The organism is Burkholderia sp. Bp8984, assembly GCF_003853755.1.
Lineage (GTDB): Bacteria > Pseudomonadota > Gammaproteobacteria > Burkholderiales > Burkholderiaceae > Burkholderia.
Window position 1 is genome coordinate 212802 of the sequence record NZ_QTQN01000008.1, and the last position, 14464, is coordinate 227265.

Consider the following 14464-nt stretch of genomic DNA (forward strand, 5'->3'; position numbering starts at 1 on the left):
TTGCAAAACCTTGAATTATATCCGAAACCCCGGCGCACTCCGGCAACGGCCGCGACGCGCGGGCTTCAGCGACGGCGCCATGTGAGCCAGCGCTCGTTTCCGTCGAACACGGCCAGCGAATCGGTCACCGGCAGATCTTCGATCAGCTCGAAGTACGGCGCGAGCAGCGCATCGAGTTCGGCCCGCTCGATGCCGAACGGCGGCCCCTTCGGTTTCTTCGTCACGAAGAAATACCCGGCCAGCAGCGCACCGGCGGGCAGCAGTTCGGCCATCCGCGTCGCGTAACGGGCGCGCAGGCTCGGCGGCAGCGCGCACAGGAACGCGCGCTCGTACACCCACTGCACGTCGAACGGCGGCCGGTACGTGAAGAAATCGGCCTGCTCGACGACGTCCGCGTGCGCGCCGAGCTGCGCCTTCGCAGCCGCCACCGCCTGCGCGGCGAAATCGATCGCGCGCACGGGCCAGCCGGCCTGCGCGAGCCAGCCGGCTTCCTGCGCACTGCCGCAGCCGGGGATCAGCACCGCGCACGGCTCGTGCCGCTGCGCAAACGCGCGAAACCCGTCCGGCACGCCGCCGAATTCCCACGGCGTCACGCCGCGCGCGAAACGCTCGTCCCAGAACGCGGCACTGCCGGGGTCGCGCGTCGCGAAATCGGCGGCGCTCGGCGCGGACGGTTGTTTCGGTTCGGACATCGCTCCGGCCCCTTCGGTCACGCGCCGTACGCGAGCGCAAGCAGCACGCGCGCGACGAGCGCCCCGACGCCGACGGCAAGACCGAAGATCAGCAATGCCTGCATCAGCCGGTTGGTTCGTTTCTGCTCGATGAGGATCTGGCGCATCAGGTCCTCGCTCGCCGCGCGCGGCGCATCGTGGCGCGCCGCCATCGCGTGGTGGATCAGCCGCGGCAGTTGCGGCAGCGTCTTGCTCCACTGCGGCGCCTCGACCTTGAAGCGCTCGTACCAGCCGCGCAGGCCGATCTGCTCGGTCATCCAGCGCTCGAGATACGGCTTCGCGGTCTTCCACAGGTCGAGTTCGGGATCGAGCGAACGGCCGAGCCCTTCGACGTTCAGCATCGTCTTCTGCAGCAGCACGAGCTGCGGCTGGATCTCGACGTTGAAGCGGCGCGACGTCGAGAACAGGCGCATCAGCACCTGGCCGAGCGAGATGTCCTTCAGCGCGCGGTCGAAATACGGCTCGCACACCGCGCGGATCGCGCTCTCGAGTTCCTCGACGCGCGTCTCGGGCGGCACCCAGCCCGATTCGAGGTGCAGCGTCGCGACGCGGTGGTAATCGCGCTTGAAGAACGCGAGGAAGTTCTGCGCGAGGTAGTTCTTGTCGAAATCCGACAACGCGCCGACGATCCCGAAATCGAGCGCGATATAGCGGCCGAACGTGTTCGGATCGAGGCTCACCTGGATGTTGCCCGGGTGCATGTCCGCGTGAAAGAAACCATCGCGAAACACCTGCGTGAAGAAGATCTCGACGCCTTCGCGCGCGAGCTTCTTGATGTCGACGCCGGCCGCGCGCAGCGTCTCGACCTGGCTGATCGGCACGCCGGTCATGCGCTCCATCACGAGCACCTGCGACGTCGAGAAATCCCAGAACATCTCGGGCACGAGCAGCAAGTCGAGGCCCGCGAAGTTGCGGCGCAGCTGGCTGCCGTTCGCGGCCTCGCGCATCAGGTCGAGCTCGTCGTGCAGGTACTTGTCGAATTCGGCGACGACTTCGCGCGGCTTCAGGCGCCGGCCATCGGCCCACATGCGCTCCGTCCACGTCGCGATGTCGCGCATCAGCGCGAGGTCGGAATCGATCACCGGCAGCATGTTCGGGCGCAGCACCTTGACCGCGACGGCCTTGCCCGCGTGCACGCCCTGCTTCAGCTTCGCGAAATGCACCTGCGCGATCGACGCGCTCGCGACCGGCTCGCGCTCGAATTCGTCGAACAGCTCGTCGACCGGCGCGCCGAGCGACTTCTCGATGATCGCGATCGCCACCGCGGAATCGAACGGCGGCACCTGGTCCTGCAGCTTCGCGAGTTCGTTCGCGAAATCGACCGACAGCAGGTCGCGGCGCGTCGACAGCACCTGGCCGAACTTCACGAAGATCGGGCCGAGGCTTTCGAGCGCGTGACGCAGCCGTACGGCGGGCGGATCGGAAAAGCGGCGGCCGATCGTCGTGATCCGCAGCAGCAGCTTCACGCGCCGGTCGTCGATCCGGGACAGCATCACTTCGTCGAGGCCAAAGCGGATGACGGTGTAGACAATCTTGATGAAACGGAAAATGCGCATGCCCTGCGGCCCTCAGTGCGCGCCGCGCGGGCCGGAGCCCGTGCGCGCGCCGATTTTTTGTTCGAGTCGCTCGACCCGCTTTTCGACCCGCGCGAGCGCATCGCGCGCCCGCGCCAGTTCGGCGTCGAAGCCGCCGAGCACCGTGCGTCGGACGACTTGCGGGTTCTCGTCGAGCAAGTACTCGGCGACGGAATCGAGCACGTTGCGGCCGGTGCGGCGCGCGCGCGCGCCGGCGTCGCGCACGACCGTCGCGATCCGGTACGCCGCCGCGTCGCCGACCAGCTTCGCGAGATCTTCCTCAGGTTCCCAGCGCAGGTGCTCGGCCAGCTTCGCGATCTGGGTCGCGAACTCGGCGTCGCCCTCGATCTTCACGTGCTTCATCACGGCCGCCTGGCCGCCCTGCAGGAATGCGGCGACCGTGTCGCCCGCGAGCGCGATCGACACGTCGACGTGTTGCGCATCATGCGCTTCCACCGCGGACAGGTAGCCGTCGGGCTGCACGAGCAGCGTGAGCGTGACGGGCGGCACGTCGAGCCGGGCAGTCTTGCCCGCGTAAGGGATCAGGCGATCGCGCGCCCACGATTCGCGCGCGAGCAGGTGATTGACAGCAGCAGCAAAAGGCTTGGCGGCAAAGGTCATCGGGCTGGGAAAGAAAAAACCCGCGCAGGCCGGGCGCCCACGCGGGTTTCTATTGTAACGTCGGATCGTCGGCAGCCCGCGGCCAACCGCACACCCGGGCGGCAAGCGGTCGCAGTGCGGCGGCCGTCGCCCGGGCAGCCGGCAAGCCGGCCGCCGGTCACGCTCAGTGCGCGTTGATCTGCTGGATACCCGCGAGCAGCCAGCCCTGGCCGCCCGACTTCGACAGGTTCCACACCTCATCGAACGGCGCCGCCGACGCATTCGCCGATTCGCGGATCAGCCCGTGGAAGCGCACGCTCGCCGACTGCTCGATGCCGCGATCCTCGATCGCGACCAGTTCCGCGTCGAGCTGCACGACATCGGTCTGGTTCGCCTCGTTGCCGCGCGAATCGAGGTCGATCTTGATCTCGGCGAACATTTCCGGCGTCGTGAACTCGCGGATGTCGGCCAGGTTGCCCTGGTCCCACGCCGCCTGCAGGCGCACGAAGTAGACCTTCGCGCTGCGCAGGAACGCTTCGGTGTCGAAGCCGGCCGGCACCTGCAGCGGTGCGGCCGCCATCGCGCCCGCCGCGCCCGCGGCCGCTGCGCCGCCGCCGAACACGCCCTGCGCTTCGTTCGCGTAGCTGCTGCCGCTGCCGGCATAGTTGCTGCCGGTGCTGCCTTGCTGGAACGACGGGCTCTGCGAGTAGCCGCCCGACGACGAGGCCGAGCCGCCCACCGAGTACGCCGGTTCCTGCGGACGGCGACGGTTCATGAACTTGCGGATCAGCCAGATGCCGACCATCGCCAGCAGCGCGATCACGATGACGTTCGCCATCATGCTCGCGAACGCGCCGCCGAGGCCGAAGTGCGACAGCAGCGCCGCGATGCCGAGGCCGGCCGCGAGACCGGCGATCGGCCCGAGCCAGCGCGAGCGGTTCGGCTGCGCGGCCGGTGCCGGTGCGGCCGGGTTCGCGCGCTGCGCCTGCGCCGGCGCGGCCTGCTGCATCGGCTGCTGCGCGGGCGGCGTGGCCTGGCGCTGCGTGACAGTGGAACTCTGGCGGCCGATGCTGCGCCCGCCGCCCATACGTCTGGCTTCGGCGTCGAGCGATGCGAACGTGCCGGCCGTGAGCAGGCCGACCATCAGCAGCGTGCCGACCCGTCGAGCCCACGGCTTCGACGGCTTGCTACGGTTGAACAACGAACGCGATTCGGACATCAGCTTCTCCAGATGTAAGGCGAATGTATGGGAAGAACCCCTTAGTACTTGGTTCCTAGGTGTAAAGCTACCACGCCACCTGACAAATTGTAATATTTGACGGCATCGAGGCCCGCTTGTTCCATCATCGTCTTCAGCGTGTCCTGATCGGGGTGCATCCGGATAGATTCAGCAAGATACCGGTAACTTTCAGCATCTTTCGCGAACTTGTCGCCAAGCCACGGTAATACTTTGAAAGAATACAGATCGTACGCTTTTTTCAGCGGATCCCAGACTTTCGAGAATTCCAGCACCATCACGCGGCCGCCCGGCTTCGCGACGCGGCGCATCTCGGCCAGCGCGGCGTCCTTGTGCGTCATGTTGCGCAGCCCGAACGCGACCGTGACCACATCGAAGTAGTTGTCCGGAAAAGGGATTTTCTCGGCATCGCACAGCAGCGACGGCGTCACGATGCCCTTGTCGAGCAGCCGGTCGCGGCCCACGCGCAGCATCGATTCGTTGATGTCGGTGTGCCAGACCTCGCCGGTCGGCCCGGCCGCCTTCGCGAACGCCTTGGTCAGGTCGCCGGTGCCGGCCGCGATGTCGAGCACCTTGAAGCCGGGGCGCACGCTCGCCTGCGCGATCGTGAACGCCTTCCACGCGCGGTGCATGCCGGCCGACATCAGGTCGTTCATCAGATCGTAGTTGCTCGCGACCGAATGGAACACGCCCGCCACTTTCTTCGCTTTTTCGGTTTCCTCGACGCTTTCGAAGCCGAAGTGGGTTTTGCTCATCGCGTTGATCCTCAGTAAATGGCAAGACGGCGCCGAGCGGGCGCCGTCGATTTCAGTGGCAGTGGCCGTGCGGCGCGGGGGCCGCCGGCATCGGCGCGTCGCGCTCGACGCCCGCCGCCTGCAGTTTGTCGAAATAGTCGCGCCACAGCGCGTCCTGCTGCGTCGCCAGTTCGTACAGCAGATCCCACGAGTAGATGCCGGTCGAATGACCGTCGGAGAACGTCGGCTGCAGCGCGTAGTTGCCCACGCCCTCGAGCGCGGTGATCGTCACCTCGCGCTTGCCGGTCTGCAGCGTCTCCTGGCCCGGCCCGTGGCCGCGCACCTCGGCCGACGGCGAATAGACGCGCATCAGCTCGAACGGAATCCGGTAATTTTCGCCGTTCGGGTACTGCAATTCGAGCACGCGCGACACCGCGTGCACGACGACGCCGGACGGAATCGGCGTCGTGGAAGTCAAACCGCTCATGGCTGCCTCGAATCGGTCATGCGTTGAATTTCCTCGCGCACCGCATTGTGCAGCAGCGAGGCCTGCGCCGCGCGCGTGCGCAGCAGCGCCTCGGACACGCTGCGCTGGCGCGGCGCCCAGACGGGCTGCGGAAAATGGGCGTCGTTGGAGAAGCGCGGGATCACGTGCCAGTGCACGTGCGGCACCATGTTGCCGAGGCTCGCGAGATTCACCTTGTTCGGCTGCATCACGCGGCGCACGGCGCGCTCCACCGCATACACCACGCGCATCAGATGTGCCCGCTCGGGCTCGCCGAGATCGGAAAACTCGGCCACGTGCGTGCCCCAGATCACCCGGCAGAAGCCAGGGTAATCGTGCTCGCCCGTCGCGAGCACGACGCGCAGCGCATCGTCCTGCCAGAGCACCTCGCCGCCGTCTTCACGGCAAAACACGCATTCCATCGTCGCTCCCATGTGGACGGGCGCCGGCGCATCTGCGCCGGCGCCCGCTCATTCCTGGCCCGCCCGGGCGGTCGTCATGCCCGCATTAGACCAGCACGCGCTCGATCCCGCCATTGTTCGCATGTGCGACATAGTCGGCCATCCAGTTCTCGCCGAGCACCTGGCGCGCGATCTCGACCACGATGTAGTCGGCCTCGAGGTTCGCATCCTCGTTGTAGCGCGACAGGCCCTGCAGGCACGACGGGCAGCTCGTCAGGATCTTCACGTCCGGGCCGTTCGCGCTCGCGGCGGCCGGCGCGGGCGCGTTGCCGGCCACGACCGGGATGCTGCGCAGCTTCGCGGCGCCCTTGCGGATCTCCTCTTCCTTGCGGAAGCGGACCTGGGTGGAGATGTCCGGACGCGTGACCGCCAGCGTGCCCGATTCACCGCAGCAGCGCTCGTTCTTCTCGATCTTGTAGCCGTCCTTCTCCGCGCCCATCAGCTCGTTGACGAGCTTCACCGGGTCCATCGTCTTGATCGGCGTGTGGCACGGGTCGTGATACATGTAGCGCGTGCCCGTCACGCCGTCGAGCTTCATCCCCTTCTCGAGCAGGAACTCGTGGATGTCGATGATCCGGCAGCCCGGGAAGATCTTGTCGAATTCGTAGCCTGCGAGCTGGTCGTAGCAGGTGCCGCACGACACGACCACCGTCTTGATGTCGAGGTAGTTCAGCGTGTTCGCGACCCGGTGGAACAGCACGCGGTTGTCGGTGACGATCTTCTCGGCCTTGTCGTACTGGCCCGAGCCGCGCTGCGGATAACCGCAGCACAGGTAGCCCGGCGGCAGCACGGTCTGCACGCCCGCTTCCCACAGCATCGCCTGCGTCGCGAGGCCGACCTGCGAGAACAGGCGCTCGGAGCCGCAGCCCGGGAAGTAGAACACCGCTTCCGAATCGACGGTCGTCGACTTCGGGTTGCGGATGATCGGCACGATCTTGTTGTCCTCGATGTCGAGCAGCGCGCGCGCCGTCTTCTTCGGCAGGTTGCCCGGCATCTTCTTGTTGACGAAGTGGATCACCTGCTCGACCACGGGCGGCTTGCCGACCGTCGCGGGCGGATGCTGGGTCTGCTTCGTCACGACCTTCTTCAGCATGTCGTTCGCGAAGCGCTGCACCTTGTAGCCGACGCCCATCATCACGCCGCGCGCGGCGTTGATCGTCTGCGGATTGGTCGCGTTCAGGAAGAACATGCCCGCCGCATTGCCGGCGTTGAACTTCTTCTTGCCCATCTTGCGCAACAGGTTGCGCATGTTCATCGTGACGTCGCCGAAGTCGATCTTCACCGGGCACGGCGTCGCGCACTTGTGGCACACCGTGCAGTGGTCGGCCACGTCGTTGAACTCGTCCCAGTGCTTGATCGACACGCCGCGGCGCGTCTGCTCTTCGTACAGGAACGCCTCGACCAGCAGCGAGGTCGCGAGGATCTTGTTGCGCGGGCTGTACAGCAGGTTCGCGCGCGGCACGTGGGTCGCGCACACCGGCTTGCACTTGCCGCAGCGCAGGCAGTCCTTCACCGAATCGGCGATCGCGCCGATGTCGGACTGCTGCATGATCAGCGACTCGTAGCCCATCAGCCCGAAGCTCGGCGTGTACGCGTTGCGCAGGTCGGCACCGTCGAGCAGCTTGCCCTTGTTGAACCGGCCGTTCGGGTCGACGCGCTGCTTGTACGCGCGGAATTCGGCGATCTCGTCGTCGGTCAGGAACTCGAGCTTCGTGATGCCGATCCCGTGTTCGCCGGAGATCACGCCGTCGAGCGAGCGCGCAAGCGTCATGATGCGCGCGACCGCCGCGTGCGCATCCTGCAGCATCTCGTAGTTGTCGGAGTTGACCGGGATGTTGGTGTGGACGTTGCCGTCGCCCGCATGCATGTGCAGCGCGACGAACACGCGGCCGCGCAGCACCTGCTTGTGGATCGCCTGTGCTTCGTCGAGGATCTGCTTGAACGCGCCGCCGTTGAAGATCGCGCGCAGTTCCGCGCGAATCTCCTGCTTCCACGAGATGCGGACCGTGCGGTCCTGCGTGACGTGGAACACGGTCGCGCCCGGCTGCTCGTCCGCGCGATCGGCGAACTTCTCGGCAAGCGCCTCGTAGCCGAGCTGCACGAGGTAGTGCTGCGCCTCGCGAAGCGGCTGGTCGAGCCGGTCGCGCACGAATTCCCAGCGTGCGCGCACGCGCTTGAGCAGCTCCAGCGCCTGCTGCACGCGATCCTCGAGCAGTTCGGCGCTCGGGATCTCGTTCGCGTCGTCGGTCTTGCCGAGCGGCAGGTTGCCGGCGCGGAAGAACGCCTCCAGCGCGTCGACCAGCTGCAGCTTGTTCTTCAGCGACAGCTCGATGTTGATCCTCTCGATGCCGTCGGTGTACTCACCCATCCGGTTCAGCGGGATCACGACGTCCTCGTTGATCTTGAACGCGTTGGTGTGCTTCGCGATCGCGGCCGTGCGGCTGCGGTCGAGCCAGAAGCGCTTGCGCGCCTCCGCGCTGATCGCGACGAAGCCTTCGCCGCTCTTGCCGTTCGCCATCCGGATCACTTCGGATGTCGCGTGCGCGACCGCGTCGGCGTCATCGCCGACGATGTCGCCGATCAGCACCATCTTGGGGAATGCGTTGCGCTTGCTCTTCGTCGCATAGCCGACCGCGCGCAGGTAGCGCTCGTCGAGGTGCTCGAGGCCCGCGAGGATCGCGCCGCCCTGCTTCGACGTCTCGAACAGGTAGTCCTTGATCTCGACGATGCTCGGGATCGCCTCGCGCGCCTGGCCGAAGAATTCGAGACAGACGGTGCGCGTGTGCGCGGGCATCTTGTGCAGCACCCAGCGCGCGGACGTGATCAGCCCGTCGCAGCCTTCCTTCTGCACGCCCGGCAGGCCGGCGAGGAACTTGTCGGTCACGTCCTTGCCGAGGCCTTCCTTGCGGAACCGGCGGCCTTCGATCTCGAGCATCTCGGTCTTCAGCAGCTTCTCGCCCGGCGCATACGCGCCGTCGAACCACTTCAGCTCGAACCGCGCGACCGCGATGTCGTGGATCTTGCCCTGGTTGTGCTCGTGGCGCGTGACTTCGAGCCAGTTGCCGTCCGGGTCGACCATCCGCCACCAGGCCAGGTTGTCGAGCGCGGTGCCCCACAGCACGGCCTTCTTGCCGCCGGCGTTCATCGCGACGTTGCCGCCGATGCACGATGCGTCGAGCGAGGTCGGGTCGACCGCGAACACGTAGCCGGCCGCCTCCGCCGCTTCCGTCACGCGGCGCGTGACGACGCCCGCGCCGGAGAAGATCGTCGGCACCTTGTGCGCGACGCCCGGCAGTTCGGTGAGTTCGACCGCGCCGAGCTGTTCGAGCTTCTCGGTGTTGATTACCGCGGAGAACGGCGTGAGCGGCACCGCGCCGCCCGTGTAGCCGGTGCCGCCGCCACGCGGGATCACGGTCAGGCCAAGCTCGAAGCAGGCCTTGATCAGGCCCGCGATCTCGGCTTCGGTATCGGGAGTCAGCACGACGAACGGGTATTCGACGCGCCAGTCGGTCGCGTCGGTCACGTGCGACACGCGCGACAGCCCGTCGAAGCGGATGTTGTCCTTCTGCGTGCAGCGGCCGAGCGCCTTGGTCGCGCGGCGGCGCAGGTCGGCCATCTTGTCGAATTCGTCGGCGAACTCGTCGACCGCGCGCTGCGCGGCGGCCTCGAGCATCTCGACGCGCTCGGCGCGTTCACGGCCCGCGTCGTCGTGGTGCGCGCTCAGGTCGGCGCGGCGGCGCTTGCCGATCTCGGTCAGGCGGTGGTTCAGCGCCTCGATCAGCAGCGCGCGGCGCTTCGGGTTGTCGAGCAGGTCGTCCTGCAGGTACGGGTTGCGGCGCACGACCCAGATATCGCCGAGCACCTCATACAGCATCCGTGCCGAGCGGCCCGTGCGGCGTTCGGCGCGCAGTTCGTCGAGCACCGACCACGCCTCCGCGCCGAGCAGGCGGATCACGATCTCGCGGTCGGAGAAGGACGTGTAGTTGTAGGGAATCTCGCGCAGACGGGGCGCGGGGTCGGCGGCGACGGCGGCGGCCGCGCCATGCGGATCGAAAACTTGTGGTGCGTTCATGTTCGGACGACTCGGAGGGCCGATACACCGTGCAGGGGCGTCGGCAAGCGCGTGGGCGCAATCTTGGGGAAATCTGTTCTGTTGCCAGGCGTGCGACTAACTCGCATGGGGCCGGAACGGGACTGAACTCACCGTTCCCGACGGGTGGGGCCTGGCGGCACTCGGAGCCATCAGCACGATCGCGCGCGGCGCGCATGCCGCTCCGCCGCGGGGCTGGCTGCGCGCGGCGTCGGCTTCAACGGGGCGATCCGAGGGTGCCTCTGCATCTTCCGATCCTTGATTCAAAACGGAATTCTAACCCATGATCGGGCCACGCGTGACACGCCGGACAGGTCGTGGGGCTATCGCCGCAAGCCGCGCCGGGCTTGGCTCGGCACGTTTTCGCGCCGGAATTCGCCGTCCGTCCGGTCGGTAACCATGCGGTTAAACCGGTAAAAAGGGACGCCTCATGCGGCCAACACGCCCGCCGGCGCGGTTCCGCGACCGTGCGCCCGGCATGCCGCTTGCGTGCGGACCGACCCTTGGCGCTATCATTGATCCTTTACCGTCTGCTTCCGCACTGCACGCGAGCGCCCATGGCATCCCACGATTACCTGAAGAAAATCCTCACCGCGCGCGTCTACGACGTCGCGCTCGAGACGGAACTCGAACCCGCCCGCAACCTGTCGGCCCGGCTGCACAACCCTGTTTACCTGAAGCGCGAGGACAACCAGCCGGTGTTCTCGTTCAAGCTGCGCGGCGCGTACAACAAGATGGCGCACATTCCGGCCGACGCGCTCGCGCGCGGCGTGATCACGGCATCGGCCGGAAATCATGCGCAGGGCGTCGCGTTCTCGGCGGCCCGGATGGGCGTGAAGGCCGTGATCGTCGTGCCGGTCACGACGCCGCAGGTGAAAGTCGATGCGGTACGCGCGCACGGCGGCCCGAGCGTCGAGGTGATCCAGGCGGGCGAGTCGTACAGCGATGCATACGCGCACGCGGTCAAGGTGCAGGCGGAGCGCGACCTCACGTTCGTCCACCCGTTCGACGATCCGTACGTGATCGCCGGCCAGGGCACGATCGCGATGGAAATCCTGCGTCAGCACCAGGGTCCGATTCACGCGATCTTCGTGCCGATCGGCGGCGGCGGGCTCGCGTCCGGCGTGGCGGCCTACGTCAAGGCGGTGCGGCCGGAGATCAAGGTGTTCGGCGTGCAGGCCGAGGATTCGTGCGCGATGGCGCAGTCGCTGCAGAAGGGCGAGCGCGTCGAACTGAGCGAGGTCGGCCTGTTCGCGGACGGCACGGCGGTAAAGCTCGTCGGCGAGGAAACCTTCCGGCTGTGCCGCGAATTCCTCGACGGCGTGCTGACGGTCGACACCGACGCGCTGTGTGCGGCGATCAAGGACGTGTTCCAGGACACGCGCAGCGTGCTCGAGCCGTCCGGCGCGCTCGCGGTCGCCGGCGCGAAACAGTATGCGGAGCGCGAAGGCATCGAGAACCAGACGCTCGTCGCGGTCACGTCCGGCGCGAACATGAACTTCGACCGGATGCGCTTCGTCGCCGAACGCGCGGAAGTGGGCGAGGCGCGCGAAGCCGTGTTCGCCGTCACGATCCCCGAGGAGCGCGGCAGCTTCAAGCGCTTCTGCTCGCTCGTCGGCGATCGCAACGTGACCGAGTTCAATTACCGGATCGCCGATGCGCAGTCCGCGCACATCTTCGTCGGCGTGCAGATCAAGCGGCGCGGCGAGTCGGAGGAGATCGCCGCGAACTTCGAGTCGCACGGCTTCAAGACCGTCGACCTCACGCACGACGAGCTGTCGAAGGAGCATATCCGCTACATGGTGGGCGGCCGCTCGCCGCTCGCGCTCGAAGAGCGCCTGTTCCGCTTCGAATTCCCGGAACGGCCGGGCGCGCTGATGAAGTTCCTGTCGTCGATGGCGCCGGACTGGAACATCAGCCTGTTCCACTACCGCAACCAGGGCGCGGACTACAGCTCGATCCTCGTCGGGCTGCAGGTGCCGCAGGCCGATCGCGCCGAGTTCGAACGCTTCCTCGCGGCGCTCGGCTATCCGTATGTCGAAGAGAGCGCCAATCCCGCGTACCGCCTCTTCCTGTCGTAAAGGCTTCGTGCAATGAATCCCGAACATTCCCCGCTCGGCAAGGCGACCGTCTACGCAGCGCAGTACGACGCGTCGCTGCTGTTCCCGATCCCGCGCGCCGGGGCGCGCGAGCAGCTCGGCATCACGTCGGCGCTGCCGTTCTTCGGCACCGACATCTGGAACGCGTACGAACTGTCGTGGCTCAACGCGCGCGGCAAGCCGCAGCTCGCGGTCGCGACGTTCTACGTGCCGGCCGAATCGCCGAACATCGTCGAATCGAAGTCGTTCAAGCTGTACCTCGGCTCGTTCGCGCAATCGAAGTTCGACTCGCTCGACGCGGTGCGCGACGTGCTGAAGCGCGACGTGTCGGCCGCGTGCGGCGCGAGCGTGTCGGTGCAGCTGGTGTCGCCGCACGATTTCGGCAAGCTCGAGATGGAGGAACTCGACGGGCTGTCGCTCGATCGGCTCGACCTCGACACCGACGTGTACGAACCCGATCCGTCGCTGCTGTCGGCCGCCGACGCCGAGGACGAAGCGCCGGTCGAGGAAACGCTCGTGTCCGACCTGCTGCGCTCGAACTGCCCGGTCACCGGCCAGCCGGACTGGGGCAGCGTGCAGATTCACTACGTCGGGCCGCAGATCGATCATGCAGGGCTGCTGCGCTACATCATCTCGTTCCGCAATCACACGGGCTTTCACGAGCAGTGCGTCGAGCGGATCTTCCTCGACATCCTGCATGCGTGCAAACCGGTGAAGCTCGCGGTGTATGCGCGCTACACGCGGCGCGGCGGGCTCGACATCAATCCGTTCCGCACGAATTACAACCAGCCGATGCCGGACAACGCGAGGACGGCGCGGCAGTAATAGCGGCCCGCCTGTCACGAAACAGCCCCGCCGGCTCGCGCCGACGGGGCTGTTTCACTGTGCGCAGGGGAATGCCCGCCCGCATTACTTCACCGGCGGCTTGTAAGCGATGCAATCGACCTCGACCTTGCAATCGATGACCATGCTCGACTGCACGCACGCGCGTGCCAGCGGATGCTCGCCGAAGTACGAAACGAACACCTTGTTGAACGACGCGAAATCGCGCGCGTCGTCGATGCCACACGCCGCAGTGCACGACAAGCTCGAGGCTGTAGCCTCTCTCTTCAGGAGGTGAGGGGGTACTAGCAGGCGTTTTGGGCCTGCCATCGATCCTGATCCCGTTCTTTGAAATCCGGTCCGACACGCGTGGAGACCCGGCCTTTCACTGCATTGCGGCCAATCGCGCAGCGTTCCATTTTCTTTCTACGGCTGCACGATGCAGCATCGCGAGCGTAATCGATTCCCGCTTGAAGTCATGGGGCTTTCGTCGCACCCACCGCTGGAATAGCGAATAGAGCAACCCCTCGCCTTCCATCAAAAAATACCGGTGGAAATCGAAATCGCCGGTGTCGACGGCAAATCGCTCAAAAAAATGCCCCATGAAGTCGTTGGCTTCGTCACCGGTCTGCCCAAGGTCTTCCCAGAGCCGAGTGCCGGCGGAGAGCGGCTTCGATGGACCGAGCCCGACCTCTGACCTGACAAAGGCTTCGATCTCGTCCCAACGCACGTTTTCCATCAGAACACCTTATCCTCAGGTTTGACGAGGCTGTTGTACCTTGAGACCGTGCCATGAACGATCCCGAACACGTCGCGCGCCAGCAGCGCCCAACCCACGCCCGGAACGGCGCGCCCGACGAATACGCTGAGCTTCCGGGTCAGGATGATCCGAAATGACTTGATGCTTTGAAGCGTGACGGTTGGCAAAACCTTCCTGTTCAGCTGGTAGCGAAAAATCGAACGCGCCATCACGGACGCGACGGATGTTCCTTTCGTCGCACCACCGAATTTTTGCCGCGTCGGCAAAACGGGCCAGCCAGCTAGAATCAGGACCACTGCTTCGACATCGTCGATCCCGACCCGTGCGCACGTCTCTTCCATGGCAACGAAAAAGAAAAGTTCGGCGGGCGTGAGATCCGAATGAACGCCATAGCGGTATGTAGTGCTCGTCATGATTCGATTTCACGAAATCGTTGATTGGAATGACGACCATACCCAGCGATCCACCCAATTTGCTCTATCGAGATTCATCGACGCCGCTGGCGTATTGCGCGTCCATTACCGGAGCCGCCCGCCAGACGCGGCATATCGAGTCACGCTCGAGTCACAAGGATTTCATTCAGAGTGTAAAAATTCGGCGCTACTCAGGTCACTCATGATTGCGATCCCCACCGAATTATTGCGCTTGCCAGAAGACAAGTGCTCCCGATACCAACCGCCCGCGACACTTCTATTCCGCCAAAACGCAACGAGGCCGGCGCATGTTACTGCGCCGGCCCTGTGACACGACAATTGGCCCGCCCGCGTTACTTCACCGGCGGCTTGTAAGCGATGCAATCGACCTCGACCTTGCAATCGATGACCATGCTCGACTGCACGCACGCGCGTGCC

The 14464-nt window shown here is 65.9% G+C and carries 12 protein-coding genes and 3 pseudogenes; 3 read left to right on the forward strand and 12 right to left on the reverse strand.

Translation table 11 applies throughout. The annotated features are described in order from the left end of the window. Positions 1-65 precede the first annotated feature (65 nt). The 8 genes from DID98_RS11515 to DID98_RS11550 all read right to left on the reverse strand — a co-directional run bounded on the left by DID98_RS11515 (position 66) and on the right by DID98_RS11550 (position 9914). Complete coding sequence (locus tag DID98_RS11515) at positions 66-692, reverse strand: SAM-dependent methyltransferase (protein ID WP_124570712.1); 627 nt, start codon at positions 690-692, stop codon at positions 66-68. 17 nt (positions 693-709) lie between these two features. Further along, positions 710-2287: a ubiquinone biosynthesis regulatory protein kinase UbiB gene (ubiB, locus tag DID98_RS11520; RefSeq protein WP_044846835.1), complete on the reverse strand. Its 1578-nt coding sequence runs from the start codon at positions 2285-2287 to the stop codon at positions 710-712. A 12-nt stretch (positions 2288-2299) separates the two neighbouring features. Continuing rightward, positions 2300-2926 carry an SCP2 domain-containing protein gene (locus DID98_RS11525; RefSeq protein ID WP_044846836.1) on the reverse strand — a complete coding sequence of 209 codons (627 nt, stop codon included), beginning with the start codon at positions 2924-2926 and terminating at the stop codon, positions 2300-2302. Positions 2927-3089: 163 nt separating this feature from the next. Continuing rightward, positions 3090-4124: a Tim44 domain-containing protein gene (locus DID98_RS11530; protein ID WP_124521040.1), complete on the reverse strand. Its 1035-nt coding sequence runs from the start codon at positions 4122-4124 to the stop codon at positions 3090-3092. 41 nt (positions 4125-4165) lie between these two features. After that, positions 4166-4897, reverse strand: a complete 732-nt coding sequence (gene ubiE / locus DID98_RS11535; protein WP_124570713.1) for a bifunctional demethylmenaquinone methyltransferase/2-methoxy-6-polyprenyl-1,4-benzoquinol methylase UbiE — start codon at positions 4895-4897, stop codon at positions 4166-4168. 52 nt (positions 4898-4949) lie between these two features. Further along, on the reverse strand, positions 4950-5363 hold the full coding sequence (locus DID98_RS11540; protein ID WP_124488601.1) for a gamma-butyrobetaine hydroxylase-like domain-containing protein: 414 nt from the start codon (positions 5361-5363) through the stop codon (positions 4950-4952). Continuing rightward, a complete protein-coding gene (locus tag DID98_RS11545) occupies positions 5360-5803 on the reverse strand; it encodes an HIT family protein (RefSeq protein ID WP_044846840.1) in 444 nt (147 codons plus the stop codon). Before DID98_RS11545 ends, DID98_RS11540 begins: the two co-directional genes overlap by 4 nt. Positions 5804-5888: 85 nt before the next feature. Next, a complete protein-coding gene (locus tag DID98_RS11550) occupies positions 5889-9914 on the reverse strand; it encodes a DUF3683 domain-containing protein (RefSeq protein WP_124521038.1) in 4026 nt (1341 codons plus the stop codon). On the opposite strand from DID98_RS11550, the pseudogene DID98_RS36630 reads away from it, so the two are divergent. From DID98_RS36630 to queF, 3 genes and pseudogenes are all read left to right on the forward strand, one after another. After that, positions 9900-10349: pseudogene (locus DID98_RS36630) on the forward strand (hypothetical protein). The gene DID98_RS11550 and the pseudogene DID98_RS36630 overlap by 15 nt on opposite strands. A 140-nt stretch (positions 10350-10489) precedes the next feature. Next, complete coding sequence (gene ilvA, locus DID98_RS11560; RefSeq protein WP_044848605.1) at positions 10490-12013, forward strand: threonine ammonia-lyase, biosynthetic; 1524 nt, start codon at positions 10490-10492, stop codon at positions 12011-12013. Between the two features lie 12 nt (positions 12014-12025). Next, positions 12026-12856, forward strand: a complete 831-nt coding sequence (gene queF, locus DID98_RS11565; protein ID WP_044848604.1) for an NADPH-dependent 7-cyano-7-deazaguanine reductase QueF — start codon at positions 12026-12028, stop codon at positions 12854-12856. 84 nt (positions 12857-12940) lie between these two features. Here the strand turns inward: queF and DID98_RS11570 are convergent. The 4 genes and pseudogenes from DID98_RS11570 to DID98_RS11585 all read right to left on the reverse strand — a co-directional run. Next, positions 12941-13139 (reverse strand): annotated as a pseudogene (locus tag DID98_RS11570) (RidA family protein); the annotation flags it as partial. 99 nt (positions 13140-13238) lie between these two features. Further along, positions 13239-13592, reverse strand: coding sequence for a DUF1493 family protein (locus tag DID98_RS11575; protein WP_124488599.1), 354 nt, complete (start codon positions 13590-13592; stop codon positions 13239-13241). Continuing rightward, on the reverse strand, positions 13592-14026 hold the full coding sequence (locus DID98_RS11580) for an STM2901 family protein (RefSeq protein ID WP_124570714.1): 435 nt from the start codon (positions 14024-14026) through the stop codon (positions 13592-13594). The genes DID98_RS11575 and DID98_RS11580 overlap by 1 nt, the downstream gene beginning before the upstream one ends. 353 nt (positions 14027-14379) lie before the next feature. Then, positions 14380-14464 (reverse strand): annotated as a pseudogene (locus DID98_RS11585) (RidA family protein); the annotation flags it as partial.

Excerpts from the sequence above, each read along its gene's own strand:
- DID98_RS11515 (WP_124570712.1), bottom strand. The coding sequence starts at position 692 with ATGTCCGAACCGAAACAACCGTCCGCGCCGAGCGCCGCCGATTTCGCG.
- ubiB (WP_044846835.1), bottom strand. The coding sequence starts at position 2,287 with ATGCGCATTTTCCGTTTCATCAAGATTGTCTACACCGTCATCCGCTTT.
- DID98_RS11525 (WP_044846836.1), bottom strand. The coding sequence starts at position 2,926 with ATGACCTTTGCCGCCAAGCCTTTTGCTGCTGCTGTCAATCACCTGCTC.
- DID98_RS11530 (WP_124521040.1), bottom strand. The coding sequence starts at position 4,124 with ATGTCCGAATCGCGTTCGTTGTTCAACCGTAGCAAGCCGTCGAAGCCG.
- ubiE (WP_124570713.1), bottom strand. The coding sequence starts at position 4,897 with ATGAGCAAAACCCACTTCGGCTTCGAAAGCGTCGAGGAAACCGAAAAA.
- DID98_RS11540 (WP_124488601.1), bottom strand. The coding sequence starts at position 5,363 with ATGAGCGGTTTGACTTCCACGACGCCGATTCCGTCCGGCGTCGTCGTG.
- DID98_RS11545 (WP_044846840.1), bottom strand. The coding sequence starts at position 5,803 with ATGGAATGCGTGTTTTGCCGTGAAGACGGCGGCGAGGTGCTCTGGCAG.
- DID98_RS11550 (WP_124521038.1), bottom strand. The coding sequence starts at position 9,914 with ATGAACGCACCACAAGTTTTCGATCCGCATGGCGCGGCCGCCGCCGTC.
- ilvA (WP_044848605.1), top strand. The coding sequence starts at position 10,490 with ATGGCATCCCACGATTACCTGAAGAAAATCCTCACCGCGCGCGTCTAC.
- queF (WP_044848604.1), top strand. The coding sequence starts at position 12,026 with ATGAATCCCGAACATTCCCCGCTCGGCAAGGCGACCGTCTACGCAGCG.
- DID98_RS11575 (WP_124488599.1), bottom strand. The coding sequence starts at position 13,592 with ATGGAAAACGTGCGTTGGGACGAGATCGAAGCCTTTGTCAGGTCAGAG.
- DID98_RS11580 (WP_124570714.1), bottom strand. The coding sequence starts at position 14,026 with ATGACGAGCACTACATACCGCTATGGCGTTCATTCGGATCTCACGCCC.